Genomic DNA, 24,265 nt, shown 5'->3' on the forward strand with positions numbered 1-24,265 from the left:
GCCCCCGACAGCCGGCGGAGGACCTCACGGGCCGGTCGGCGGGCCTACTCCTTCGGTGCGCGGCGGTTGAGCGCCGAGCGGCTCACCCAGTACGTGACGACCACGCCCCAGAACAGGGGCGTGCCGAACCCGCCCACCACGCCCGGGTCGAAGGACCACAGGGCGAGCGAGGCGAGCGAGTGGAGGCCGAGGAGCCCGACGGCCCCCGCCATGAACAGCACCGGCCGGCAGCCCCGCGCCACGAGGAACAGGGGCCGGCGCAGCCGGGGCGGCACCCGGCGGGCCATCCACACCCCCCAGCCGGTCCAGGCACCGAGGACCACGGCCCCGCCGACCAGGAGCGGCACGGCCGCGTCCGCCCAGGTCGCGCGGTCGGGGACGGCGGCGACGGCGACGGCGGAGGCCACGAAGCCGAGGAGGGCGACCCAGCGGGCCCCGGCGGCGGTGTTCCAGGCCATGGCCTCCAGGTTGTAGCGGGCCTTGCGGTCCTGGAGGTCGAGCGCGGCGGAGGCGACGAAGCCCTCGGCGGCCTGCGTCCAGGCCCCACGCCGGAACCAGCGGCGCCGCAGCCGCAGCAGCGAGAGGTTGTTGTGGGCCTCGCTGCTCTGCGGGTTGAGGCGCAGGGTCGTCTCGTACGCCCGCTGCGCGGTGGCGTGGTCGCCGCGCCGCTGGGCGGTGAGGCCGACCAGGAAGTGGGCCGCGTCCTCCTCGGGGGCGAGGGTGACGGCGGTCCGCGCCGCCTCGTACGCCTCGACGGTACGCGCGGGCGTGCGCGCGTGCTCGCCGTGCTCCGCGAGGGCGGTGCCGAGCGCGTAGTGGGTGCCCCAGTACTGCGGGGCGAGTTCGACGGCGTGCCGGGCGGTGGCCTCGGCCTCCTGGAACCGCCGGTCGGCGAGCAGGACGTGGACCCGCATCAGCCAGCCCCCGAGCAGCTCGGGCTCGGCCCGCAGCGCCTGGTCGACGGCGGCGAGGGCGGCGGCCCGGTCGCCGGCCCGGTGGTGGCAGCGGGCGAGCAGGACGAGCGCCTCGGCGTCCTCGGGTTCGGTCGCCAGGTGCCGGGCGACGAGCTCACCGGCCTGCGCGTACCGCCCGGTCTCGTAGAGCGCCTCGGCTCGGGCGAGCGCGGTGGAGGCGGTCACAGCTTGCGCTTCCGCTTGAGGTGGGCGAGGAGGTCGTCGTAGAGCCCGCCCTCGTTGGCGAACATGGCGACGTTCCGGGCGGCGGCGAACCACGGCTCCGTGGACGGCTTGATCTGCCGGGCCGCGCCGAGCAGGTCCTTGGTGGTGATCAGGCGTACGGAGCCGGTGCGGGCGGAGTCGAGGAGCGCGGCCTCGGCGGCCGTCTCGCAGACGTGCGCGAGGTCCGCGCCGGAGAAGTCCTCGGTGGCCTTGACGAGCTTGCCGAGGTCGACGGCCTCGATGGGGCGCTCCCGCAGGTGGTAGCGGAGGATCGACTCCCGGGCCGCTGCGTCCGGCGGCAGCACGAGCAGGGTGCGGTCGAGGCGGCCCGGGCGGCGCAGCGCGATGTCCACGTCCCAGGGCACGTTGGTGGCGGCGAGGACGAAGACGCCCTCGTTGCCGGCGCCGCTCGCGATGCCGTCGAGCTCGGTGAGGAGCTGGTTGACGACGTTGCGCAGGCCGCTGTGGTGGGTGCGGGAGCGCTTGGCGCCGAGGGCGTCCAGCTCGTCGAGGAAGACGACGCAGGGCGCCTGGCGGCGGGCGGTCTCGAAGATGTCGTGGATGTTCTTCTCGGAGGCCCCGATCCACATGTCGAGGACGTCGGAGAGCGAGACGGTGAGGAAGTTCGCGCCGAGCTCGCCCGCGACGGCCCGCGCGATGAACGTCTTGCCGCAGCCGGGCGGGCCGTAGAGGAGGAGGCCGCCGCGGAGCGACTTGCCGTACAGCCTGCGCAGTTCGGGGTTGCGCATGGGTGCGAGGAAGGCGGCCTCCAGGCGCTCCTTGACGTCGTCCATGCCGCCGACGTCGGCGAGGCGTACGGCACCGGGGGCGTCGACGTCCCAGGCGGCGGCGTCCCCCGCGGACCCCTCGGCGCCGTCGGCCTGCGGGTCGTCCAGGAACCGGGGCCCGACGAGGTCCCGGACCTGCTGCTCGGCGGCGTCCCAGTCGAAGGAGGGGACGGCGGGCGCCCCGGGGACGGGCGCGGGTCCTTCGGACACCGGCACGGGTCCTTCGGACACCGGGGCCGGCTTTTCGGGAACCGGCGCGGGCGCGACGGGCTCCGCGGGCTCCTCGGAGACCGGCGCGGGCGATGGGGCCGGCCCCATCGCGCGGACCATCAGCGCGCGGGCGGCCGCGTCGCCGGGCGCGTGCTGGAGCGCGACGGCCGCCTCCATGACGGCCTCGTCGTTCCGCCCCTCGGAGAGGAGGAGTTCGGCGAAGTGGAGGCGCAGGGGGACGTCACCGGGCGCGGCGGCCACTGCGGCGCGCAGACTGCGGATGAGGGGGGACTCGTCGGCCATGCGGGTCAGCCTAAGGAGCGTCCGGGGGTCGCCGTCCACCGGGTTCGGCAGGGTCCGGGACGTAGGGTGCACGGCATGAGACGGGAAGGCGCACCGCGCAGGCTGACCGTGGACGGCACCGTGTGGCTCTGGAACGTCCGGCACCGGCACCCCGACTGCCGGACCGTGCTCTCGCTGCGCCGCGCGGAGCACCGCCACGCGCAGCTCCGTCTCGTCTTCCGGGACGGGCCGGGCCGCATCGTGGCCGGATATCCCTTCGGCCTGGGCGACGTGGCCTCGACCGGCGGCGACGTCCTGAACCTGAACGAGCCCGGTGTCGTACGCCGGTTCCTGGGGGAGGCCGCGGCCCGCGGCCTCCTCCCCACCGCCCACGGCGTCCGCGAGGAGGACGCCTGGCCCCTCTACGACGCCCTGACGGCTCCCGCGGGGGGCTAGCTCCAGCGGCCCGTGCGCCCCAGGACCAGGGCCGTGGCCGCCGTACCGGCCGTGGAGGTGCGCAGGACGCTGCGGCCGAGGCGGTACGGCTTCGCCCCGGCGGCCTCGAAGGCGGCGAGCTCGTCCGGGGAGACCCCGCCCTCGGGGCCGACGACGAGCACGATCGAGCCCTTGGCCGGGAGTTCGGCGGTGGCGAGCGTCCCGCTGGGGTGATCACGGTCCTCGTGCAGGACGGCCGCGAAGTCGGCGCCCGCGAGGAGGGCGGCGACCTGCTTGGTCGTCATGAGGTCGGCGACCTCGGGGAAGCGGGTCCGGCGCGACTGCTTGCCGGCCTCGCGCGCGGTGGACCGCCACTTGGCGAGCGCCTTGAGGCCCCGGTCGCCCTTCCACTGGGTGATGCAGCGGGAGGCGGCCCACGGCACGATCGCGTCCACGCCGGTCTCCGTCATGGTCTCGACGGCGAGTTCGCCCCGGTCGCCCTTGGGAAGGGCCTGGACGACCGTGACGCGCGGCTCCTCCTCGGGGTCCTCGTGGACCTCGTCGACCCGCACGGTGAGCTCGTCCTTGCCCTCGGCGGAGACCACCACGCACTCGGCCCAGCGGCCCCGCCCGTCGGCGAGGACCAGCTCCTCCCCGGCACGCAGCCGCTTCACGGAGACGGCGTGCCGCCCCTCGGGCCCGTCCAGGAGGAAGCTCCCGGCACCGGGGACGGTGTCGACGACGAAGACGGGTGCGGTCATGAGGCGCTCCTGAAGGCCGGCCCGGAGAGGGCGGTGTCGAGTTCGGCGGCCAGCACCTCGACCAGCTGCCCGGCGGGGAGTTCCCGGGCGAGGCGGTGGCCCTGGCCGGCCCACAGGGCCATGCCCTGGGCGTCGCCGGCGGTGGCGGCGGCCTTGCGGAGCGGGGCGGTGAGGTGGTGGATCTCGGGGTAGGCGGCGGGGGCGTACGGCCCGTGCTCGCGCATGAATCGGTTGACGAGGCCGCGCGCGGGGCGCCCGGAGAAGGCCCGGGTGAGGGCGGTCCGGGTGAACAGCGGGTCCGTCAGGGCCTGCTTGTGCAGCGGGTGGGCGCCCGACTCGGGGCAGCAGAGGAAGGCGGTGCCGAGCTGGGCGGCCTCGGCCCCGGCGGCGAGGACGGCCGCGATCTGCGCGCCGCGCATGATGCCGCCGGCGGCGACGATCGGCAGCGCGACGGCCTCACGGACCTCGGTGACGAGGGTGAGGAGCCCGGTGCCGGGGGCGCCTTCGTCGGCCGGATCGTCGCGGTACGTTCCCTGGTGGCCGCCGGCCTCGACGCCCTGGACGCAGACGGCGTCGGCGCCGGCCCGCTGCGCGACGAGGGCCTCCTCGGCGGAGGTGACGGTGACGATCGTGTACGTGCCGGCGCGGTCGAAGGCGTGGAAGGTCTCCTTCGCCGGACAGCCGAAGGTGAAGGAGACGACGGGAACCGGGTCCTCCAGGAGGATGGCCAGCTTGGCGTCGTAGGCGTCGTCGCGGGAGTCGTCGGTCTCGCCGAGCGGGGTGTCGTACCAGGTGGCCTCGCCCGCGAGCTGGTGGCGGTAGACGTCGACGGCTGCGGGATCGGCGGGCCGCCCGTCCGGCGGCAGGAAGAGGTTGACCCCGAAGGGGCGTGCGGTGAGCCCGCGCACCCGCTTGATCTCCTGGTACAGGCCTCCGGCCGTCTTGTACCCGCCGGCGAGGAAACCGAGCGCCCCGGCCTCGCAGACGGCCCCGACGAGCTCGGGACAGGAGGCGCCACCCGCCATGGGGGCCTGCACGATCGGGAACCGAGAGAGATCGTTCAGTGCGGTGGTGGACATATGGGCATCGTGTCATGCCCCCGAGGGGCCACAGGAAAAGGGGCGGCACCGGAGTGCCGCCCCTTCATCGGGCCTACCGCCCGTTGAACGCGTCCTTGAGCCGCGAGAACAGACCCTGCTGCCCCGGCTGGAACTGCCCGGTGGGGCGCTCCTCGCCGCGCAGCTTGGCCAGTTCGCGCAGGAGGCGCTCCTGCTCGGCGTCGAGCTTGCTCGGGGTCGTCACCTCGACGTGCACGATCAGGTCGCCGCGCCCGTTGCCCCGCAGGTGCGTGACGCCGCGCCCGTGGAGCGGGATCGACTGGCCGGACTGCGTGCCCGGGCGGATGTCGATCTCCTCGACGCCGTCCAGGGTCTGCAGCGGCACCTTGGTGCCGAGCGCGCCCGCCGTCATCGGGATGGTGACCGTGCAGTGCAGGTCGTCGCCGCGCCGCTGGAAGACCTCGTGCGGGGTCTCGTGGATCTCGACGTACAGGTCGCCGGCGGGGCCGCCGCCGGGGCCGACCTCGCCCTCGCCCGCGAGCTGGATGCGGGTGCCGTTGTCGACACCGGCCGGGATCTTGACCGTGAGCGTACGGCGGGACCGCACGCGGCCGTCGCCGGCGCACTCGGGGCACGGGGTCGGGACGACCGTGCCGAAGCCCTGGCACTGCGGGCAGGGGCGGGAGGTCATGACCTGGCCGAGGAAGGACCGGGTGACCTGGGAGACCTCGCCGCGGCCGCGGCACATGTCACAGGTCTGCGCGGAGGTGCCGGGCGCGGCGCCCTCACCCGAACAGGTGGTGCAGACGACGGCCGTGTCGACCTGGATGTCCTTGGTGGTGCCGAAGGCCGCCTCGTTGAGGTCGATCTCCAGCCGGATCATGGCGTCCTGGCCCCGGCGGGTCCGCGAGCGCGGGCCGCGCTGCGAGGCCGTGCCGAAGAAGGCGTCCATGATGTCGGAGAAGTTGCCGAAGCCGCCCGCTCCGAAGCCGCCGCCCGCGCCACCGCCGCCGGAGGCCGAGAGCGGGTCGCCGCCGAGGTCGTAGACCTGCTTCTTCTGCGGGTCCGAGAGGACCTCGTAGGCGGCGTTGATCTCCTTGAAGCGTTCCTGCGTCTTCGGATCGGGATTGACGTCCGGGTGCAGCTCGCGCGCGAGCCTCCGGAAGGCCTTCTTGATCTCGTCCTGGGACGCGTCGCGGCGCACGCCGAGTACGGCGTAGTAGTCCGTGGCCACTTACGACTCCGCCAGGATCTGTCCGACGTAACGTGCCACTGCGCGTACCGCTCCCATCGTTCCGGGGTAGTCCATGCGGGTCGGTCCGACCACGCCGAGTTTGGCGACTGCCTCGCCGCCCGAACCGTAGCCGACCGAGACGACGGACGTGGAGCTCAGCCCCTCGTGGGCGTTCTCGTGCCCGATCCGTACGGTCATGCCCGATTCCTTGGCCTCGCCGAGCAGCTTGAGGAGCACGACCTGCTCCTCCAGGGCTTCCAGGACGGGCCTGATCATCAGGGGGAAGTCGTGTCCGAAGCGGGCGAGATTGGCGGTGCCGCCGATCATCAGCCGCTCCTCGTGCTCCTCGACGAGCGTTTCGAGGAGGGTCGCGAGCACGGTCGAGACCGTGGCGCGGTCCTCGGCCTCCTCGAAGGACTCGGGGAGGTCCTGCACCAGCTGCGGCACGTCGGCGAACCGACGGCCGACGACCCGGCTGTTGAGCCGGGCCCTCAGGTCGGCGAGCGAGGTCTCGCCGAAGGGCGCGGGGCAGTCGACGACGCGCTGCTCGACCCGGCCGGTGTCCGTGATGAGGACGAGCATCAGGCGTGCGGGGGCCAGCGAGAGCAGCTCCACGTGCCGGACGGTCGAGCGGGTCAGCGAGGGGTACTGGACGACGGCGACCTGGCGGGTCAGCTGGGCGAGCAGTCGCACCGTGCGCCCGACGACGTCGTCGAGGTCGACGGCTCCGTCGAGGAAGTTGTGGATGGCCCGCCGCTCGGGCGTCGACAGCGGCTTGACGCCGGCGAGCCGGTCGACGAAGAGGCGGTAGCCCTTGTCGGTCGGGATCCGGCCGGCGCTGGTGTGAGGCTGGGCGATGTACCCCTCCTCCTCCAGGACCGCCATGTCGTTGCGGACGGTGGCGGGCGACACGCCGAGCTTGTGGCGCTCGGTGAGCGCCTTGGAGCCGACGGGCTCCTCCGTCCCGACGTAGTCCTGGACGATGGCGCGCAGGACCTCGAGTCTGCGTTCGCTGAGCATCGTGCGCACCTCCAGCTGGCGACGTCGTTCCGGTTGCTCCGCTTTTGGCACTCGCCCTGTCCGAGTGCCAGCGATCCCCCGGTCAGTGTACGGCGGCGGGCATCGCTCCTGGCAAGGAGGCGGCGCCCGCACCGGTTAGCGTCGCCCCATGGACATGGATTGGGAAGCGCACGGATGGGAGCGGCTCGAGGACGGAGTGGGCCGGCGGCGGCTGCCCGGCTGGGACGCCACGGTGGGCCTGGTCCTGGGCACACGGGCGGTTCTGCTGTACGACACGGGGTCCACGCTCGCGGAGGGCGCCGAGCTGCGGGCACAGGTGGCCGCGCTCACGGGCGGCCGGAAGGTGACGCACATCGCACTCAGCCACCCCCACTTCGACCACGTCCTCGGCACGGCGGCCTTCGCCGGGGCGGAGGTCTTCGGCGCGGTGGGCTCGGACGAGCTCATGAGCGGGGCCAGGGCCCGGGAGGAGCTGTACGGGGACGCGGTGCGGCAGGGGGTCGACCCGCGGGCGGCGACGGAGGCGACGGACGCCCTGGTGGCCCCCCGGCACGTGGTCACGGGCGAGTGGACGCTCGACCTGGGCGGCCGCCAGGTCCTCCTGGCGAACGTGGGTCCCGGCCACACGGGCCACGACCTGGCGCTCTTCGTCCCCGGCCGGCGCGAGATCGTCTTCTGCGGGGACCTGGTGGAGGAGTCGGGCGAGCCGCAGGCGGGTCCGGACGCGATCCCGTCCCGCTGGCCGGACGCCCTGGACCGGCTGCTCGCCCTGGGCGGCGAGGAGGCGGCGTACGTACCGGGCCACGGAGCGGTGGTGGACGCCGCGTTCGTCCGGGCACAGCGCGATGAACTGGCACGCCGCTTCGAGGTGTCATAACGTCGCCCGAATGCGCGGCCACGAACCGAACCTGACGCCGCCTCGGCTGTACGGGACAGAACGGAACCCATGCGTAGCTACAACCCGGACCTGACTCCGCCCTGGAAGAAGTCGGCGCCCGCGCCCGAGGTCCCGGCGGAGCACGACCTGGTCGTCGAGGAGGTCGCCACGGGCTTCTGCGGGGCGGTGATCCGCTGCGAGGCGGGCACGGTGACCCTGGAGGACCGCTTCGGCAAGCACCGCGTCTTCCCGCTGGAGCCGCGCGGCTTCCTCCTGGAGGGCAAGGTCGTGACCCTGGTCCGCCCGGCGGCCGGCGGTCCGGCGCGCCCCACCCGTACGGCCTCCGGCTCGATCGCGGTCCCGGGCGCACGCGCGCGCGTGGCACGGGCGGGCCGGATCTACGTCGAAGGCCGCCACGACGCGGAGCTCGTGGAGCGGGTCTGGGGCGACGACCTGCGGATCGAGGGCGTGGTCGTGGAGTACCTGGAGGGCGTCGACGACCTGCCGGCGATCGTCGCGGAGTTCGCCCCGGGGCCGGACGCCCGGCTCGGCGTCCTGGTGGACCACCTGGTCCCCGGCTCGAAGGAGTCGAGGATCGCCGCGCAGGTGACCTCCCCGGACGTCCTGGTCGTCGGCCACCCGTACGTCGACGTCTGGGAGGCCGTGAAACCGTCCTCCCTCGGCATCCCGGCCTGGCCGGCGGTCCCCCGCGGCCAGGACTGGAAGACGGGCGTCTGCCGCGCCCTGGGCTGGCCCTCGGACAACACGGGCGCGGTCTGGCGGGCGATCCTCGAGCGCGTCCACTCCTACAAGGACCTGGAGCCGGCGCTGCTGGGCCGGGTGGAAGAACTGATCGACTTCGTGACGGCGCCGTAGCGAAGCGCAACACCCGGCGGGACGGCGCCCCCGCCCACCCGCCGTGCGGGCGCCGCACCCGGCGGGGCCGGTGCCCGCCCCGGCCCGTGCGGGCCGCGCTCCCGCCCGTGTGGGCAATCGTCCCGCTGGGCGGGACGGGTGGGCACACGGGACGGCGCCCATAGCGGCGCCCCCGCGTTCCGCGCCTGGACCCGCACCCTATGTGCGGCGCGCATCCGGTGCGGGTTCAGGCGCGGGAGCCTGGGCCCGGCAAGGACGCCGTCCGTTGTGCCCACCCTCCCCCAAGCTCTCGGCTCCACTCGAGCAGGGGGACCCCTTGCCCCGGCGGAACGACCGCCCACAACGGGGGTGGGCGCCGCCCGGCAGAGCGACCGCCTGCAACAGGGGTGGGCACCGCCCCGGCGGGGCGGCCGTCCGTCGCGGAAGGGCGTGGACCGCGCCGCTTCAGTCGACCAGGTCCCGCACCACCGCGTCCGCGAGCAACCGCCCCCGCAGCGTCAGGACCGCCCGCCCGCCCGCGTACGGCTCGGGCGCGAGGAGTCCGTCCTGGAGGGCCTTCCGGGATGCGGCCAGCCCCGCCGGCTTGAGGACCGACAGCTCGACCCCCTCCCGCAGCCGCAGCTCGAGGAGCACCCGCTCCACTCGCCGGTCCTCGTCCGACAGCAGCTCCCGCCCGGCACCCGGGGACCGGCCGTCCGCGAGCGCCGCGGCGTACGCGCCGGGATGCTTCACGTTCCACCACCGCACGCCCCCCACGTGCGAGTGCGCGCCCGGCCCGGCCCCCCACCAGTCGGCCCCGCGCCAGTACAGCTCGTTGTGGAGGCAGCGGCCGGCCTCGGAGGTGGCCCAGTTGGAGACCTCGTACCACTGGAATCCGGCCTCGGTCAGGACGGAGTCCGCGATCAGGTACCGGTCGGCGTGGACGTCGTCGTCGGTCATGGGCACCTCGCCGCGCCGGATGCGCCGGGCGAGCTGCGTGCCCTCCTCGACGATCAGGGCGTAGGCGCTCACGTGGTCGGGCCCCGCGCCGATCGCCGCTTCCAGCGAGGCCCGCCAGTCGTCGTCGGACTCGCCGGGGGTGCCGTAGATGAGGTCGAGGTTGACGTGCTCGAACCCGGCGGCCCGCGCCTCGCCGACGCACGCCTCGGGCCGCCCCGGGGTGTGCGTGCGGTCGAGGACCTTCAGGACGTGCTGCCGGGCGCTCTGCATGCCGAAGGAGATCCGGTTGAAGCCGCCGGCGCGCAGCTCGGCGAGGTAGGCGGGGTCGACGGAGTCCGGGTTGGCCTCCGTCGTCACCTCGGCGTCGTCCGCGAGCCCGAACTCGTCCCGGACGGCCCCGAGCATCCGCACGAGGTCCCCGGCGGCGAGGAGCGTCGGGGTGCCGCCGCCGACGAAGACGGTCCGCACGGGCCGGGGGTCGTCGCCGAGGACCTTCCGGGCGAGGCGGATCTCCTCGACGACCTGCTCGGCGTAGTTGTCGCGGGAGGCGAGCACACCGCCCGTGCCGCGCAGCTCGCTCGCCGTGTACGTGTTGAAGTCGCAGTAGCCGCAGCGCGTCGCGCAGTACGGCACGTGCAGGTAGAACCCGAGCGGCCGCTCCCCGGCCCCTTCGAGGGCGTGCGGGGGCAGCGCCCCGTCGTCGGGAACGGACTCACCATCGGGCAGTACGGAAGGCATGAGCCCCATTGTCCCGTACTGCCCGGGGTGAAGGTCCTGCGCGGTCGCTCAGGCCTCGCGGGAGCCCGTGTACATCTCCTCGATGAGGTCCTTGTACTCCCGCTCGACGACCGGTCGCTTCAGCTTCAGGGACGGGGTGAGCTCGCCGTGCTCGATGTCGAGGTCGCGGGGCAGCAGGCGGAACTTCTTGATCGTCTGCCAGCGCTGGAGGCCCTCGTTGAGGCGGTCGACGTAGCCCTGGATCAGCTTCTCGGTCCGCGGGTCGGCGACGACCTCCGCGTACGACTTGCCGCCGAGGCCGTGCTCGGCGGCCCAGCCGAGGAGGGAGGGCTCGTCGAGGGCGATGAGGGCGGTGCAGAAGTTCCGGTCGGCGCCGTGGACGAGGATGTTCGAGACGAACGGGCAGACGGCCTTGAACTGGCCCTCGACCTCGGCCGGCGCGATGTACTTGCCGCCGGACGTCTTGATCAGGTCCTTCTTCCGGTCGGTGATCCGGAGGTAGCCGTCGGCGGACAGCTCGCCGATGTCGCCGGTGTGGAACCAGCCGTCGGACTCCAGGACCTCGGAGGTCTTCTCCGGCAGGCCGTGGTAGCCCTCCATGATGCCGGGGCCGCGCAGCAGGATCTCGCCGTCGTCGGCGATCCGGACCTCGGTGCCGGGGAGCGGCTTGCCGACGGTGCCGGTGCGGTAGGCCTCGCCCGGGTTGACGAAGGAGGCCGCGGAGGACTCGGTGAGGCCGTAACCCTCCAGGATGTGGATGCCGGCGCCGGCGAAGAAGTAGCCGATCTCGGGGGCGAGGGCGGCGGAGCCGGAGATGCAGGCGCGCAGGTTGCCGCCGAAGGCCTCGCGGATCTTGCCGTAGACGAGGGCGTCGGCGACCTTGTGCTTGGCGGAGAGGCCGAAGGGCGCGGAGGCGGTGCCGGTGCGGCGGAAGTTGTCCTGGGTGGCCTTGGCGTACTCGCGGGCGACGCCGGCCGCCCACTGGAAGATCTTGTACTTGGCGCCGCCGCCCGCGCGGGCCTTGGCGGCGACCCCGTTGTAGACCTTCTCGAAGATGCGGGGGACGGCCGCCATGTAGGTCGGCTGGACCACCGGAAGGTTCTCGATGATCTTGTCGACGCGGCCGTCGACGGCGGTGACGTGGCCGACCTCGATCTGGCCGGAGGTGAGGACCTTGCCGAAGACGTGGGCGAGCGGCAGCCACAGGTACTGGACGTCGTCCTGGGTGACGAGGCCGGTGGCGGCGATGGCCTTGGCCATGTACGACCAGTTGTCGTGCGGGAGGCGGACGCCCTTGGGACGGCCGGTGGTGCCGGAGGTGTAGATGAGCGTGGCGAGCTGCGTGGAGGTGATCGCGGCGACCCGCTCCTTGACCGCCCCGGGGTGCTCCGCCAGGTAGGCCTTGCCGCGCGCCTCGAGGTCCGCGAGGGAGAGGACGAAGTCGCCGTCGCCCTCCACGCCGGTGGCGTCGATGACGACCACGTGGCGGAGGTTCGGCAGGTCGGCGCGGCGCTCGACGGCCTTGGCCAGCTGGGCCGCGTCCTCGGCGATGAGGACCCTCGACCCGGAGTCGGAGAGGATGAACGCCGATTCCTCGGCGTTGGTCTGCGGGTAGACCGTGGTGGTCGCGGCGCCCGCGCACATCACGCCGAGGTCGGAGAGGATCCACTCGACCCGGGTGGAGGAGGCGAGGGCGACGCGCTCCTCGGCCTGGACGCCGAGGTCGACGAGGCCCGCGGCGATCGCGTAGACCCGCTCGGCGGCCTGCCCCCAGCTGAGTGACTTCCAGTCGTCCGGGCCGGCGCCGGTGGGGGCGGGGACCGGGTAGCGGTAGGCCTCCGCGTCCGGGGTCCGCTCGACGCGCTCAAGGAAGAGGGTCGCCACGGAGGGCGGCCGGTTCTCGATCTGGGTCTGTGTGTCGCTCACGACGTCCTCCGGGCGGCGGCGGTGCCTGCTGGTGGTTCGTAACTAACTGGCGAGTAACCTTCGAGCCGGGATCAGAGTAAAGGCCCGAGGACCGGCGCGTAAGGCCCCGCAGGGCGTCGCTTCATAACGAACGGGCCCACGCGCGCATGGCGCGTGGGCCCGATTCGTCGCACAGGGCAGCCGGTCACGGCCGGCCGGCTACTTCTTCTTGCCGGAGGACTCGTCGCTCGACAGGACGGCGATGAAGGCCTCCTGCGGCACCTCCACCGAGCCGACCATCTTCATGCGCTTCTTGCCTTCCTTCTGCTTCTCCAGCAGCTTCCGCTTACGGGAGATGTCACCGCCGTAGCACTTGGCGAGGACGTCCTTCCGGATGGCGCGGATGGTCTCGCGGGCGATGACCCGGGAGCCGATGGCGGCCTGGATGGGCACCTCGAAGGCCTGCCGCGGGATGAGCTCGCGCAGCTTGGCGACGAGCCGGACACCGTAGGCGTACGCGGCGTCCTTGTGGGTGACGGCCGAGAAGGCGTCCACCTTGTCGCCGTGCAGCAGGATGTCGACCTTGACCAGGCTGGAGGCCTGCTCGCCGGTGGGCTCGTAGTCGAGGGAGGCGTAACCGCGCGTCTTGGACTTCAGCTGGTCGAAGAAGTCGAAGACGATCTCGGCGAGGGGCAGGGTGTAGCGGATCTCGACCCGGTCCTCGGAGAGGTAGTCCATGCCGATCAGCGTGCCGCGACGGGTCTGGCAGAGCTCCATGATCGAGCCGATGAACTCGCTCGGGGCGAGGATCGTGGCGCGCACGACGGGCTCGAACACGTCGCTGATCTTGCCCTCGGGGAACTCGCTCGGGTTGGTGACGGTGTGCTCGCTGCCGTCCTCCATCACGACGCGGTAGACCACGTTCGGCGCGGTGGCGATCAGGTCGAGCCCGAACTCGCGCTCGAGCCGCTCACGGATCACGTCGAGGTGGAGGAGGCCGAGGAAGCCGACGCGGAAGCCGAAGCCGAGCGCGGCGGAGGTCTCCGGCTCGTAGACCAGCGCGGCGTCGTTGAGCTGCAGCTTGTCGAGGGCCTCGCGGAGGTCCGGGTACTCCGAGCCGTCCAGCGGGTAGAGGCCCGAGAAGACCATCGGCTTCGGGTCCTTGTAGCCGCCGAGGGGCTCGGTGGCGCCCTGGTTCTGCGAGGTGATCGTGTCACCGACCTTGGACTGCCGGACGTCCTTCACACCGGTGATGATGTAGCCCACCTCGCCGACGCCGAGGCCGTCGGACGACGTCATCTCGGGCGACGAGACACCGATCTCGAGGAGCTCGTGGGTGGCGCCGGTCGACATCATCCGGATGCGCTCGCGCTTGTTGAGCTGTCCGTCGACGACACGCACATAGGTCACGACGCCCCGGTACGAGTCGTACACGGAGTCGAAGATCATCGCGCGGGCGGGGGCGTCGGCGACGCCGACCGGGGCCGGGATGTCCCGGACGACACGGTCGAGCAGCGCCTCGACGCCCATGCCGGTCTTCGCGGAGACCTTGAGGACGTCCTCCGGCTGGCAGCCGATGAGGTTGGCCAGCTCGTCGGCGAACTTCTCCGGCTGGGCGGCCGGGAGGTCGATCTTGTTGAGCACGGGAACGATCGTGAGGTCGTTCTCCATCGCGAGGTACAGGTTCGCGAGGGTCTGCGCCTCGATGCCCTGGGCCGCGTCCACGAGCAGGATCGTGCCCTCGCAGGCGGCCAGCGAGCGCGAGACCTCATAGGTGAAGTCGACGTGCCCGGGGGTGTCGATCATGTTCAGGATGTGTGTGTTGCCCTGAGCCGGCCCCTCGGTCGGCGCCCACGGCAGCCGGACCGCCTGGGACTTGATCGTGATGCCGCGCTCCCGCTCGATGTCCATGCGGTCGAGATACTGGGCACGCATCTGCCGCTGGTCGACCACACCGGTCAGCTGGAGCATCCGGTCGGCAAGAGTGGACTTGCCGTGGTCGATGTGCGCGATGATGCAGAAGTTGCGGATCAGAGCCGGGTCGGTACGGCTCGGCTCGGGCACGTTGGTAGGAGTCGCGGGCACGCAGGGATCTCGTCTCGGGCGATGTTCAGAACGGATACGTAGACACCATGGTCCCATGCCCGGCGCCCGGCGCCCGGTTTGGGCGGCTCCGAGGGTGGCTGATACTGTGGACAGCTGTGTCTCGCATGCCCTCTCAGCTGCGGGGCGCATCCAGAAGGAACATCGAACCTGTAAAGGCTCTTTTCGTGGCGAACATCAAGTCCCAGATCAAGCGGAACAAGACGAACGAGAAGGCGCGCCTGCGCAACAAGGCCGTCAAGTCCTCGCTCAAGACCGCGATCCGCAAGGCCCGTGAGGCTGTCGCCGCCGGCGACCTCGAGAAGGCCACCGTTGCCACTCGCGCCGCCTCGCGTCAGCTCGACAAGGCTGTCTCGAAGGGTGTCATCCACAAGAACGCCGCCGCCAACAAGAAGTCGGCGCTGGCTCTCAAGGTCGCCTCCCTCCAGGGCTGAGCTCTGATGTGATCGGCCGTACGGGACTCAGCGGGCCCTCTACCCCGCTCCCGCCCGGCCACCCAGGACTCGCGCGCGGACGCGTTCGCCACGCGGGTGCGAGCCCACCAGATACACGCCGAAGGCCCCGCCGCCTCCTTCCCCAGGAGCCGCCGGGGCCTTCGCCGTACCCACTCCCGCAGATCCCCGACGAGCACCCACGCCCACGCACCTGAAAAGCCGAACCGAACGGCAGGACGCACGGCAGGACGCAGCGGGCAGGACCACCGGACGGCACGGCTTCGGCCCGGAGCCGACGGCGCGAAGCAGCCGCAAGACCCATCGGACGGCACGAGCAGCCGGGCCCCGGGGCCGACCGCACGGAGCAGCGACAGGGTTGCCGGACGGCGCGGCCGCGGGACCCGGAGCCGGTGGCGCGAGCCGCCGGAACCGGAATCACCGCCGCGAAGCAGCCGCGGGACCACCAGGCGGTGCGAGCCGTCGGGGCCCGGCGTCGGTGGCGGGAAGCTGCCGTCCGGCCCTGGGAATCCGGCGGGGTCGGGAGCGGAGCCCCGGAGGAGACGGGCCTCAGCCCCACCAGCCCCCGGCGGGGTTTCGGGAAGGGGCGGGGCGGGGCGGGGGATCCGCTCGCACACCGGCCGCGAACCGCCCCGCACCAGACAGCACACCCCCGCCCACCCCGCACCGCTGACCATCAGGCCCGCACCGCCGACCGCCAAGCCCGCCCCGCCCCCCGGACCGCCCACCGCTCGGCCGTCAGGCCCGCCGCATCCTCGCCGCCCGCGCCACCGCGACCACCGCCTTCTCCAGGGCGTACTCCGGGTCGTCGCCCCCGCCCTTCACCCCCGCGTCCGCCTCCGCGATCGCCCGCAGGGCCAGCGACACCCCGTCCGGGGTCCAGCCGCGCATCTGCTGCCGCACGCGGTCGATCTTCCAGGGCGGCATGCCCAGCTCCCGCGCCAGGTCGGCGGGCCGCCCGCCCCGCGCCGAGGAGAGCTTGCCGATCGCCCGTACGCCCTGGGCCAGCGCGCTGGTGATGAGCACGGGCGCGACCCCGGTCGAGAGCGACCAGCGCAGGGCCTCCAGGGCCTCGGCGGCGCGCCCCTCGACGGCGCGGTCCGCGACGTTGAAGGAGGACGCCTCGGCGCGGCCCGTGTAGTACCGCCCGACGACGGCCTCGTCGATCGTCCCGTCCACGTCGGACGTGAGCTGCGAGACGGCGGACGCGAGCTCCCGCAGATCACTGCCGATCGCGTCCACGAGCGCCTGGCAGGCCTCCGGCGTGGCCGAACGGCCCAGCGCCCGGAACTCCTGCCGTACGAACGTCAGCCGCTCCGCCGGCTTCGTCGTCTTCGGGCAGGCGACCTCCCGGGCCCCCGCCTTGCGCGCCGCGTCGAGCAGCCCCTTGCCCTTGGCGCCGCCGGCGTGGAGCAGGACGAGCGAGATGTCCTCGATCGGGTCGTCCAGGTACGCCTTGACGTCCTTGACCGTGTCGGCGGAGAGGTCCTGCGCGTTCCGCACGACCAGCACCTTGCGCTCGGCGAAGAGCGAGGGGCTGGTGAGCTCCGCCAGCGCCCCGGGCTGGAGCTGGTCGGGGGTGAGGTCGCGCACGTCCGTGTCGGCGTCGGCGGCCCGCGCGGCCGCCACCACCTCCTGGACGGCTCGGTCGAGGAGCAGGTCCTCCTGTCCCACGGCGAGCGTCACGGGGCCGAGGAGGTCGTCGGGGGAAGTCTTTCTGGTGGCCATCGCGGTCCAGCATCCCACGGGCCACTGACACCGCTGCCCGGGAAGGGGACGAGAATGGCGGGGTGAGTGAACGACACGTACTGGTACTGCCCGACCGCGACGCCGCCGAGGAGGTCGCCGGAGAGCTCCCCGACCGTTTCGGCGTGGCCGAGGAGCCGCAGCTCGTACGGGACGCCCTGGCCGGGGAGGACGACGCCGAGGACGCGCAGTGGCTGGTGGTCGTCGAGGACCCGGACGCCCGCCTCGACCCGGCGGCGCTGGACGCGCTGGCCGCCGAGTACGAGGGCTGGCTGGAGGCCCCGTAGGACCGCCGGGTCCGCCCGTCAGCCCTTCTTGGGAACGATCTGGACGTCGAGCTCGATGCTGATGCTGGACCCGACCGCCGCTATGCCCCGCGCGAGCAGCGTCTGCCAGGTGAGGGTGAAGTCCTCCCGGTGCAGCTCGGTGGTGGCCCGGCAGGCGCCCCGGGTCTCGCCCTCCAGGCCGTTCCCGAGGCCCAGGTACTGGGTGTCCAGGGTCACCGTGCGGCTCACTCCGTGGAGGGTGAGCGCTCCGGTGACGGCCCAGCGGCTGCCGCCCCGGTGGACGAAGCGCTCGCTGAAGAACTCCAGCGTCGGGTAGGCGCCGACGTCGAGGAAGTCGCCGGAGCGCAGGTGGTCGTCGCGCATCTGCACTCCGGTGTCGATGGAGGCCGCGTCGATGACGACGTGCATCGCGGAGTGCTCCATGCGCTCGGCGATCCGGACCGCGCCCGCGAAGCTGTTGAACCGTCCGTGGATCCGGGCGAGGCCGATGTGGCGCGCCGTGAAGCCGATCTGCGAGTGCGCGGGGTCGATCTCCCAGTCGCCGGGCTCCGGGAGCTGGGGCTGGGGTGCGACCTGGAGCAGGACGTCGCCGAGGCCCTGGTGCTCGCCCTCGGCGACGACGGCGGCGCCGTGGTAGGGCGTGTAGCCCTCGGAGGTGACGGCGACCCGGTACTCGCCCGCCGGGACGGTCGCGAGGACCGTGCCGTACGGGTCGGTCTCGCCGGCCATGACCTTGCGGCCCGCCGTGTCGCTGACGAGGAACTCGGCCTGCCGGACGGGTTCGTGCACGGGGTCGAGCACCCGGCAGCTGAGCACGCCCGCCGAGGAGGGGACGGAGAGACCGGCGAGCGGACCGCCGCGCGAGGCTCCCGCCGCACGCTTCCCGAAGAGACGATCGAACATTCTTCACGCACCCCCGTGCGACTCGTTCACTGTGCAACGAAGTCGCATTCGATCACCGTTGAGGCGTTCGAGGCAAACGGGGCGAGTGGAGGCAAGTGTTACCGAGGGTCCGAATTGAGGGTTCCGCTTCGTACGGCCGGCAGCACGTCGAGCTCGATGCCGAACAGCTCCCGGTACGCGTCCCTCACCTCGTCCTCACCACCGAGGATCCGCTCCTCGCGCTCGCCTCCGGTGCGGATGATCAGCTTCGGCGCGCTGAGCGTGATCCGGCCGTCCTCGGTGAGCCGGGAGCAGATGAGGGACCGCGGAAAGTGCGAGTCGGGCGAGGTCTGGTGGTACCAGGCGCCCGCCGTGAAGTCGGCGAGCTCCCGCGGCCGCCGCTCCAGCCGGTACTGCGGCTTCCCGTCCCGCAGCACGTCCAGATCGCCTTCCGCGGTCTCCACGATCCGGAAGACCCCGCCCGGGTCCTGCTGGTCGTCGCGCGCGTCGAAGGCCAGCGGATGGTGACTGTGGTCGCCGAACCCGACGTCGGCCAGCCACCGCTCCCCCTCCGCCGTCTCCACCAGCAGCGCCATGTGGTCGTACGGGATGCCCGGCTTCCCGTCCGGCCCGATGACCCGCCCCTGGAGCAGCGCGACCTCGTAGCCGAGCCCCCGCAGCAGGACGGCGAACGCCGTGTTGACCTCGTAGCAGAAGCCGCCCCTGCGGGCACCGACCACCTTGTCGAGAAGCGCCTTCTCGTCGAGGACGACGGGCTCGCCGAGGTGGATCGAGAGGTTCTCGAAGGGCACGGTCCGCAGATGGAGCAGATGCAGCTCACGCAGCGCGGCGGCGTCCGCCCGCTCCGGCCGCTCCGCACCGATGCGGCGCAGGTAGGCGTCGATGGTGGCAGGTTCGTGTGTGGTCATACCGGCAGTCTGCCCCCTGGACGATCCGCGCCTCACCCCGATTCCCTATCCGACGGGCACGGACTCCCCTTCCCTCAAGGGCAGTTCCCGCATCCGCGGCAGCGGCGAGGGCAGCAGCCAGAGTACGGCGAGGACGGCCCCGGCGGTGGCGATCCACAACGTGGGGCGCAGCCCGATCGCGGTGCCGAGCAGGCCTCCGACGAGTGCGCCGAGCGGACGGAAACCGTGGTTGAGCGTCCGGTACGCGCCCATGACCCTGGCCCGTACGGCGTCGGGTATCAGCGCCATCTGGAACGATCCCGCGGCGATGTCGGCGAGCATCACCCCGAGGCAGGAGAGGAACTCCGCGGCGAACAGCACTCCCACCACCAGCGGAAGCGGCCCGTCCGCCAGGGGTATCAGGAGCAGGGGGAGGGTGAATCCGAGGAAGCCGGCGACGAGCGAGGCGCCGACGCCGATCCGCCGGACGACCGCCCCGCTCCACACCGCCCCGAGGAGACCGCCCACGGCTCCGGCCGCGAGCACGAGGCCGAGCAGGCCCGCGCCGATGCCGAGCCGGGTGGTGGCGTAGAGCACGAACACGGTGTGGAACATGTAGTTGAAGAACTGGATCGTGCCGGAGGCCGCGAACAGCGCGCGCATCGAACGCTCCCGCACCACCCAGCGCAGCCCCTCGGTGAAGTGCCCCTTGGCCACGGGCGCCGGAGCGGGTTCGACCGGCTTGATCCGGGCCAGGTACCCGGCCGACACCAGATAGGTGAGGGCGTCCGCGACGAGCGCGAAGGGGGCGGTGAGGAGCTGCACGAGCAGCCCTCCGGCCCCGGGTCCGGCGAGCCAGGCCATCGAACGGCTGCCGTTGACCAGCGAGTTCGCCTGGACGTAGCGCTCGGTGGGGACGAGCGCGACGAACAGCGTGACGTTGCAGACCTCGAAGAGCACGGTGAGCGCGCCGACCCCGAAGGCCACCGCGTACAGCTGGCCGAGCGTCAGCGCGTCCAGCGCGTGGGCGACGGGCAGGGTCAGGATGAGCGCCGCCCGTCCGAGGTCGGCCGCGATCATGGCGCGCCGGCGACCGGCCTGACGGTCGGCCCAGGCGCCGAGCGGCAGGTTGAGCAGGAGCGCGGGCAGGAGTTCGGCCGTCTTGAGCAGGCCCATCGCCGTGGCGTCGGCGCCGAGGACCAGGACGGCCGCGAGCGGGATCGCGAGGAGCGAGATCTGGTCCCCGACGAGGGAGACGGTCTGCCCGGTCCAGTAGCGGCGGAAGGTCCGCTCGCGCAGCAGCGCCGGTACGCGTTCCACGAGGGCCATCTCGTTCACTCCTCTTCGCCGTCGGGGATTTCCTGGTCCAGGTAGGCGATCCGCAGGATGCTGACGGGCCGGGCGCCCGCGGGCCTGAGAGAGGGGTCGGAGGTGCGGGCCTCGTAGGGCCGGAGCAGCTCGCCGATCCGCTCGCCGAGGCCGGTCAGTTCCTCGGGGGTGAGGTGGAGCAGGGAGTCGCCGAACTCCTCCGCCTCCCGCCACTCCTTCGGCAGCCGGTGCCGGTTCTCCAGGGCCCGGGTGACCCGCTCGAAGTAGCGCTCGATGACGGCGGCGCCGAGCGCGTCGGCCGCCTCGGCGACCGCCGCGTCCTCGCTGTGGTCCGGCCACTCCGTGTACCGGGCGGTGGCCCGCCAGGGCTTCTCCCGCCCCCGCCCGCCGGGCGCCTCCTCCACCAGCCCGTACTTGGCGAGTATCCGCAGGTGGTAGGAGCAGCTGGCCACGGATTCGCCGGTCAGCTCGGCGGCCCGGGTGGCGGTGAAAGGACCGCTGCTGCGCAGCAGGCCCACCAGCGACATCCGCAGCGGATGGGCGTAGGCCCGCAGGGCGCGGGGGTCGGTGAGTCGGATGCTGCGGGGCTGCTCGCCCCCGGACTGGGTTTCCCTGCTCTCCGGCATGCCGAAAAGGTATCTTTAGAAAGACTTCTTTACAAGGATTTCTTTACAAGGTTCTCCGGCAGCGTCCTCACCTCCCTTCCGGCACGGCCACGAGGTCGCGCCCCGCCCCCACCACCGCGACGGCCCCGTCCCGGTCGGTCCGCAGCACCCGCGCGCCGCCCGCCCTCAGCGCCCCCAGCGTCCGGGGCGAGGGATGGCCGTACGGGTTGTCGCGCCCCGCCGACACGAGCGCGAGCCTCGGCCGCACCGCCCGCATCAGACCGGGGTCCTGGTGCGCGGAGCCGTGATGGGCGACCTTGAGCACGTCCACCGGCCCGAGTCCCGGATGCAGCCCCGTCAACGCCCGCTGGGCCGGTGGCTCCAGATCCCCGAGGAGCAGCAGGCTCAGCCCTCCGGCGGTGCGGACGAGCAGCGTGACACTGGCGTCGTTGGGCCCGTCGGCGGACGCCCCGGAGGCACCGTTCCCGCCGGCGCCGGCCCACGGCCAGAGCACCCGCCACTCCAGGGCCCCGATCCTCCGCCGCTCGCCCGGGCCCGCGCGGATCAGCGGCACCCCTGCCGCGGCCGCGGTCCGCCGCACGAACGCCGCCTGGCCGGGCGGCTCTTCGAGCCCCGTGGTCTGGATCGCACCCACCGCCCTCCCCCGCAGCACGCCGGGAAGGCCGGCCACATGGTCGGCGTGGAAGTGGGTGAGCACCACCAACGGCACCCTCCGCACCCCGAGTTCACGCAGGCAGCGGTCCACCGGCACGGGGTCGGGCCCCGCGTCCACCACGACGGCGGAGTCCCCGCCCGCCGCCAGCACCGTCGCGTCCCCCTGCCCCACCTGGCACATCGCGAAAACCCAGCCCGGCGGCGGCCACCCCGTGGCCCACCGGGCCAGCGGCGCCGGCCGCACCACCACGAGCAGGAGCAGCCCGGCGACGAGCGCGCCGACCACACCCCGGTACGGCAGCTTCCGCACCCCGAGCACCACCAGCGCCGTGAGCAGCGCCAGCGCGAGGCCGCCCCACCACCCGCCGGGCCAGGCCAGCTCCGCCCCCGGCAGCGCGGCGCCCGTACGGGCCACCCGCGCGAGCCACCCGGCCGGCCATCCCGCCACCCATGCCAGCCCCTCCGCCGCGGGCATCCAGACCGCCGCCAGGGCGAGCGTGGCGAATCCGCACACCGTCGCCGGCGCCACCGCGAGCTCGGCGAAGAGGTTCGCCGGGACGGCGACCAGACTCACCCGGGCGGCGAACACCGCCACGACCGGCGCGCACACCGCCTGCGCCGCCAGGGCCGCGCCCAGCGCCTCCGCCGCCCGGCCGGGTACCCCGCGCCGCCGCAGCGCCTCGCTCCAGCGCGGGGCGATCGTCAGCAGCGCCCCGGTCGCCAGGACCGAGAGCAGGAAGCCGTAACTCCGGGCGAGCCAGGGGTCGTAGAGCACCAGGACGAGGACGGCTGCGGCCAGCGCGGGGATCAGCGATCTCCGCCGTCCGGTACCGATCGCGAGCAACGCCACCAGACCGCAGGCCGCGGCACGCAGCACGCTCGGGTCGGGCCGGCAGACGACCACGAACGCGAGCGTCAGCCCTCCCCCGGCCAGCGCCGTGCCCCGCAGCGACAGCCCGATCCTCGGCGCGAGCCCGCCCCGCTCCACCCGGTGCGCCCGCCCGGGCCGTCCGACGAGCAGGAGCAGCACGACCGTGAGGTTGCTGCCGGAGACCGCCAGGAGGTGGGTGAGATCGGTCGCCTCGAACGCGTCCCGCAGCTCGGGACCGATCCTGGAGGTGTCCCCCACGACGAGTCCTGGCAGCAGGGCCCTCGCGTCCGGATCGAGCTTCCCGGTCGCCTCCCGCAGCCCGGCGCGCAGCTCGCCCGCCGTCCGCTGCAGGGTGCTCGGCGGGCCGACGATCCTCGGAGGACCGGCCCCGTCGACCTTGAGCACCGCCGCGAAGGGCTCACCGGGCAGCAGCGGCGGCGCGAGCCGGGCGCCGACCCCCAGCCGGGTGGTGGGGAGGAGGCGCAGCCATTCCTCCCGCCCCTCCCCCGACGGCACGATCAGCAGGACCGGCGTCCGGGTCCGGTGGACCGAGCCGTCCGACCGCTCGACCCGGGTCACCTCGCCGTCCAGGACGATCGAGACCGGTGCCATCGCGTTGCCCCGGACCTTGGGGCGGGTGAGCCGTGGGTCGGAGGTCACCGCCACCTCCAGCCGCGCCCGCGCGTACTCCCGCGCCAGCTCCGGCACGGGACCCCGCCGGAGATCCGCCGCGTGCAGCCCCGCCGAGGCGGCTCCGGCCGCCGCGCACAGCAGGACCCCGGCCCACGCGGTCGTCTGTGACCGCCACCCCGGTGCGGTCCCTGGTGCGGCGGCTCCACGACCGCCGCCCGGGTCCCCGCGCCTCCTGGCCCGCCCCCGTGCCAGCAGGATCAGGGCTCCCACCAGGCAGAACGCGACCCCTGCCACCGTCCACCACCCGGTGGCGCCCACGGCACAGGCCGCCGCCGCCCAGGCCGCGCCCGCGAGGGGAACCAGCCGGAGATCGGTCGCCTCCTCCCGCCACGACGGTCGTCCCGCACCGCCCTCCTCACCGGCTCCCTCGTCGGGCTTCATGGCCGGACCAGCGGCTCGAGATCGGCGAACCGGCGCTCACCGATGCCGTCGACCTCCCGCAGTTCCGCGACCGACCGGAAGCCGCCGTGCTCCGTGCGGTGGTCGACGATGTGCCGGGCGAGTACGGGCCCCACACCCGGGAGGCCGTCGAGCTGTTCCGCCGTGGCCGTGTTGAGGCTCAGCGGCGCCCCCGGCGCACCACCCCCGACACCGCCGCCCGGGCCGGGACCGCCCGCCGGTGTCCCCGGCAGCCCGACCAGGACCTGCTCGCCGTCGAACAGGACGCGAGCCCGGTTGATCCCGGTGAGGTCCGCGCCGGGCTCCGCCCCACCCGCAGCCCGCAGGGCGTCCGCCACACGCGAGCCGGCCGGCAGGGTCAGCACCCCGGGCCTGCGCACCTTGCCGCCGACGTCGACGACGACCCGCCCCCCGGAAGCCCCGGCCCCCCGCACCGGCCCCGGCCCGGGCCCCGCCTCCGGTGCGGCTCCCGGCGGCTCCCCCGCACCGCCCCTCGACGCGGGCACGGCGGGCACGGGAACAGCGGCGTGAACGAGTTCGGGAGCGCGCACCGACTCCGGCCGACCGGTCCAGAAGTACCCGCCCGCGAGACCGACGGCCACGAGCAGGACCACTGTCAGCGCGGCCAGCGCCCTCGGTTCGAGCCCGCACCTGGTCCGCACCCACACGGGGGTCCGGTCACGGAGCAGCGCGGCCACCCGCTCCCGTACCCCCGGTGGGGAACCACGCTCCGGTGCTTCCGGCACCTCCCGGACTTCCGGCACCGGCACCGACACCGGCACCGGCACCGGCGGGAACAGGGCGTCCCCCCGCCGCCGCACGGCTTCCGCGGGCGCCGCGGGGGCGTGTCCGACCCGGTCGCGCCTCCGGGCCCGTCCGGCGGGTGAGCCGCGCCCTCCGGGGCGACTGCGCGCGTCCGAGCCGGATGCCCGGCCGGGCCCGCTCGTCGGAGCGCCCGCCGAGCCCGAGGTCCTGGAAGTGGTCGATGCGATGCGTGTACGAAGAGTCATGTCC

General features: G+C 73.5%; 21 protein-coding genes. 5 read left to right on the forward strand and 16 right to left on the reverse strand.

The window, feature by feature from the left end:
- Window positions 1-44: 44 nt before the first annotated feature.
- Together K7G60_RS06360 and K7G60_RS06365 are read right to left on the reverse strand one after the other, a co-directional pair.
- A complete protein-coding gene (locus tag K7G60_RS06360) occupies window positions 45-1,139 on the reverse strand; it encodes a tetratricopeptide repeat protein (protein WP_225799809.1) in 1,095 nt (364 codons plus the stop codon).
- Window positions 1,136-2,479, reverse strand: a complete 1,344-nt coding sequence (locus tag K7G60_RS06365) for an ATP-binding protein (protein WP_225799810.1) — start codon at window positions 2,477-2,479, stop codon at window positions 1,136-1,138. The genes K7G60_RS06360 and K7G60_RS06365 overlap by 4 nt, the downstream gene beginning before the upstream one ends.
- A 75-nt stretch (window positions 2,480-2,554) precedes the next feature.
- On the opposite strand from K7G60_RS06365, the gene K7G60_RS06370 reads away from it, so the two are divergent.
- Window positions 2,555-2,914, forward strand: a complete 360-nt coding sequence (locus K7G60_RS06370; protein ID WP_225799811.1) for a hypothetical protein — start codon at window positions 2,555-2,557, stop codon at window positions 2,912-2,914.
- Here the strand turns inward: K7G60_RS06370 and K7G60_RS06375 are convergent.
- The 4 genes from K7G60_RS06375 to hrcA all read right to left on the reverse strand — a co-directional run bounded on the left by K7G60_RS06375 (window position 2,911) and on the right by hrcA (window position 6,966).
- A complete protein-coding gene (locus K7G60_RS06375; protein ID WP_225799812.1) occupies window positions 2,911-3,654 on the reverse strand; it encodes a 16S rRNA (uracil(1498)-N(3))-methyltransferase in 744 nt (247 codons plus the stop codon). The two genes, K7G60_RS06370 and K7G60_RS06375, sit on opposite strands and share 4 nt — an antisense overlap.
- Window positions 3,651-4,733, reverse strand: coding sequence for a nitronate monooxygenase (locus tag K7G60_RS06380; RefSeq protein WP_225799813.1), 1,083 nt, complete (start codon window positions 4,731-4,733; stop codon window positions 3,651-3,653). Before K7G60_RS06380 ends, K7G60_RS06375 begins: the two co-directional genes overlap by 4 nt.
- A 73-nt stretch (window positions 4,734-4,806) precedes the next feature.
- Window positions 4,807-5,946, reverse strand: a complete 1,140-nt coding sequence (dnaJ, locus tag K7G60_RS06385) for a molecular chaperone DnaJ (protein ID WP_093876158.1) — start codon at window positions 5,944-5,946, stop codon at window positions 4,807-4,809.
- Complete coding sequence (hrcA, locus tag K7G60_RS06390; RefSeq protein WP_030684865.1) at window positions 5,947-6,966, reverse strand: heat-inducible transcriptional repressor HrcA; 1,020 nt, start codon at window positions 6,964-6,966, stop codon at window positions 5,947-5,949.
- A gap of 148 nt (window positions 6,967-7,114) precedes the next feature.
- Between hrcA and K7G60_RS06395 the strand changes: the two genes are divergently transcribed.
- On the forward strand, window positions 7,115-7,843 hold the full coding sequence (locus tag K7G60_RS06395; RefSeq protein WP_225799814.1) for an MBL fold metallo-hydrolase: 729 nt from the start codon (window positions 7,115-7,117) through the stop codon (window positions 7,841-7,843).
- Window positions 7,844-7,912: 69 nt separating this feature from the next.
- Entirely contained in the window at window positions 7,913-8,719 is an 807-nt protein-coding gene (locus K7G60_RS06400) for a DUF3097 domain-containing protein (RefSeq protein ID WP_225799815.1), read from the forward strand.
- A 444-nt stretch (window positions 8,720-9,163) separates the two neighbouring features.
- Here K7G60_RS06400 and hemW read toward each other — a convergent pair whose 3' ends face one another.
- From hemW to lepA, 3 genes are all read right to left on the reverse strand, one after another.
- Window positions 9,164-10,405: a radical SAM family heme chaperone HemW gene (gene hemW, locus K7G60_RS06405; RefSeq protein ID WP_225799816.1), complete on the reverse strand. Its 1,242-nt coding sequence runs from the start codon at window positions 10,403-10,405 to the stop codon at window positions 9,164-9,166.
- Between the two features lie 39 nt (window positions 10,406-10,444).
- Window positions 10,445-12,322, reverse strand: coding sequence for a long-chain fatty acid--CoA ligase (locus K7G60_RS06410; protein WP_225799817.1), 1,878 nt, complete (start codon window positions 12,320-12,322; stop codon window positions 10,445-10,447).
- Between the two features lie 198 nt (window positions 12,323-12,520).
- Window positions 12,521-14,386: a translation elongation factor 4 gene (lepA, locus tag K7G60_RS06415; protein WP_225799818.1), complete on the reverse strand. Its 1,866-nt coding sequence runs from the start codon at window positions 14,384-14,386 to the stop codon at window positions 12,521-12,523.
- Window positions 14,387-14,571: 185 nt separating this feature from the next.
- On the opposite strand from lepA, the gene rpsT reads away from it, so the two are divergent.
- A complete protein-coding gene (gene rpsT / locus K7G60_RS06420) occupies window positions 14,572-14,838 on the forward strand; it encodes a 30S ribosomal protein S20 (protein ID WP_225799819.1) in 267 nt (88 codons plus the stop codon).
- Window positions 14,839-15,594: 756 nt separating this feature from the next.
- On the opposite strand, the gene holA is transcribed toward rpsT, so the two are convergent.
- The gene (gene holA / locus K7G60_RS06425; RefSeq protein ID WP_225799820.1) at window positions 15,595-16,584 is read right to left on the reverse strand and encodes a DNA polymerase III subunit delta; all 990 of its coding nucleotides are present in this window, start codon (window positions 16,582-16,584) and stop codon (window positions 15,595-15,597) included.
- A 62-nt stretch (window positions 16,585-16,646) separates the two neighbouring features.
- Between holA and K7G60_RS06430 the strand changes: the two genes are divergently transcribed.
- Window positions 16,647-16,889 (forward strand): hypothetical protein, encoded by a 243-nt coding sequence (locus K7G60_RS06430; RefSeq protein ID WP_030684879.1) that lies wholly within the window; start codon window positions 16,647-16,649, stop codon window positions 16,887-16,889.
- A gap of 18 nt (window positions 16,890-16,907) precedes the next feature.
- Here the strand turns inward: K7G60_RS06430 and K7G60_RS06435 are convergent, their stop codons facing one another.
- From K7G60_RS06435 to K7G60_RS06460, 6 genes are all read right to left on the reverse strand, one after another.
- Window positions 16,908-17,792: a YceI family protein gene (locus K7G60_RS06435; protein ID WP_225799821.1), complete on the reverse strand. Its 885-nt coding sequence runs from the start codon at window positions 17,790-17,792 to the stop codon at window positions 16,908-16,910.
- Between the two features lie 98 nt (window positions 17,793-17,890).
- Window positions 17,891-18,700 (reverse strand): arylamine N-acetyltransferase, encoded by an 810-nt coding sequence (locus K7G60_RS06440; protein WP_225799822.1) that lies wholly within the window; start codon window positions 18,698-18,700, stop codon window positions 17,891-17,893.
- Window positions 18,701-18,745: 45 nt separating this feature from the next.
- Window positions 18,746-20,008, reverse strand: a complete 1,263-nt coding sequence (locus tag K7G60_RS06445) for an MFS transporter (protein ID WP_225799823.1) — start codon at window positions 20,006-20,008, stop codon at window positions 18,746-18,748.
- Window positions 20,009-20,013: 5 nt separating this feature from the next.
- On the reverse strand, window positions 20,014-20,634 hold the full coding sequence (locus K7G60_RS06450) for a helix-turn-helix domain-containing protein (RefSeq protein WP_225799824.1): 621 nt from the start codon (window positions 20,632-20,634) through the stop codon (window positions 20,014-20,016).
- 67 nt (window positions 20,635-20,701) lie between these two features.
- Window positions 20,702-23,233, reverse strand: coding sequence for a ComEC/Rec2 family competence protein (locus tag K7G60_RS06455; RefSeq protein WP_225799825.1), 2,532 nt, complete (start codon window positions 23,231-23,233; stop codon window positions 20,702-20,704).
- A complete protein-coding gene (locus tag K7G60_RS06460) occupies window positions 23,230-23,997 on the reverse strand; it encodes a ComEA family DNA-binding protein (RefSeq protein WP_374115597.1) in 768 nt (255 codons plus the stop codon). Before K7G60_RS06460 ends, K7G60_RS06455 begins: the two co-directional genes overlap by 4 nt.
- Window positions 23,998-24,265 lie beyond the last annotated feature (268 nt).

Origin of the sequence: Streptomyces sp. NK15101 (assembly GCF_020400725.1) — a bacterium.
Classification (GTDB): Bacteria; Actinomycetota; Actinomycetes; order Streptomycetales; family Streptomycetaceae; genus Streptomyces.

What these genes read in the sequence shown, in the direction of transcription:
- K7G60_RS06445 (WP_225799823.1), bottom strand. Translation starts at nt 20,008, where the DNA reads ATGGCCCTCGTGGAACGCGTACCGGCGCTGCTGCGCGAGCGGACCTTC.
- K7G60_RS06435 (WP_225799821.1), bottom strand. Translation starts at nt 17,792, where the DNA reads ATGTTCGATCGTCTCTTCGGGAAGCGTGCGGCGGGAGCCTCGCGCGGC.
- hrcA (WP_030684865.1), bottom strand. Translation starts at nt 6,966, where the DNA reads ATGCTCAGCGAACGCAGACTCGAGGTCCTGCGCGCCATCGTCCAGGAC.
- K7G60_RS06395 (WP_225799814.1), top strand. Translation starts at nt 7,115, where the DNA reads ATGGACATGGATTGGGAAGCGCACGGATGGGAGCGGCTCGAGGACGGA.
- K7G60_RS06380 (WP_225799813.1), bottom strand. Translation starts at nt 4,733, where the DNA reads ATGTCCACCACCGCACTGAACGATCTCTCTCGGTTCCCGATCGTGCAG.
- K7G60_RS06440 (WP_225799822.1), bottom strand. Translation starts at nt 18,700, where the DNA reads ATGACCACACACGAACCTGCCACCATCGACGCCTACCTGCGCCGCATC.
- K7G60_RS06370 (WP_225799811.1), top strand. Translation starts at nt 2,555, where the DNA reads ATGAGACGGGAAGGCGCACCGCGCAGGCTGACCGTGGACGGCACCGTG.
- K7G60_RS06375 (WP_225799812.1), bottom strand. Translation starts at nt 3,654, where the DNA reads ATGACCGCACCCGTCTTCGTCGTCGACACCGTCCCCGGTGCCGGGAGC.
- K7G60_RS06455 (WP_225799825.1), bottom strand. Translation starts at nt 23,233, where the DNA reads ATGAAGCCCGACGAGGGAGCCGGTGAGGAGGGCGGTGCGGGACGACCG.
- holA (WP_225799820.1), bottom strand. Translation starts at nt 16,584, where the DNA reads ATGGCCACCAGAAAGACTTCCCCCGACGACCTCCTCGGCCCCGTGACG.
- K7G60_RS06450 (WP_225799824.1), bottom strand. Translation starts at nt 20,634, where the DNA reads ATGCCGGAGAGCAGGGAAACCCAGTCCGGGGGCGAGCAGCCCCGCAGC.
- K7G60_RS06365 (WP_225799810.1), bottom strand. Translation starts at nt 2,479, where the DNA reads ATGGCCGACGAGTCCCCCCTCATCCGCAGTCTGCGCGCCGCAGTGGCC.
- K7G60_RS06400 (WP_225799815.1), top strand. Translation starts at nt 7,913, where the DNA reads ATGCGTAGCTACAACCCGGACCTGACTCCGCCCTGGAAGAAGTCGGCG.
- hemW (WP_225799816.1), bottom strand. Translation starts at nt 10,405, where the DNA reads ATGGGGCTCATGCCTTCCGTACTGCCCGATGGTGAGTCCGTTCCCGAC.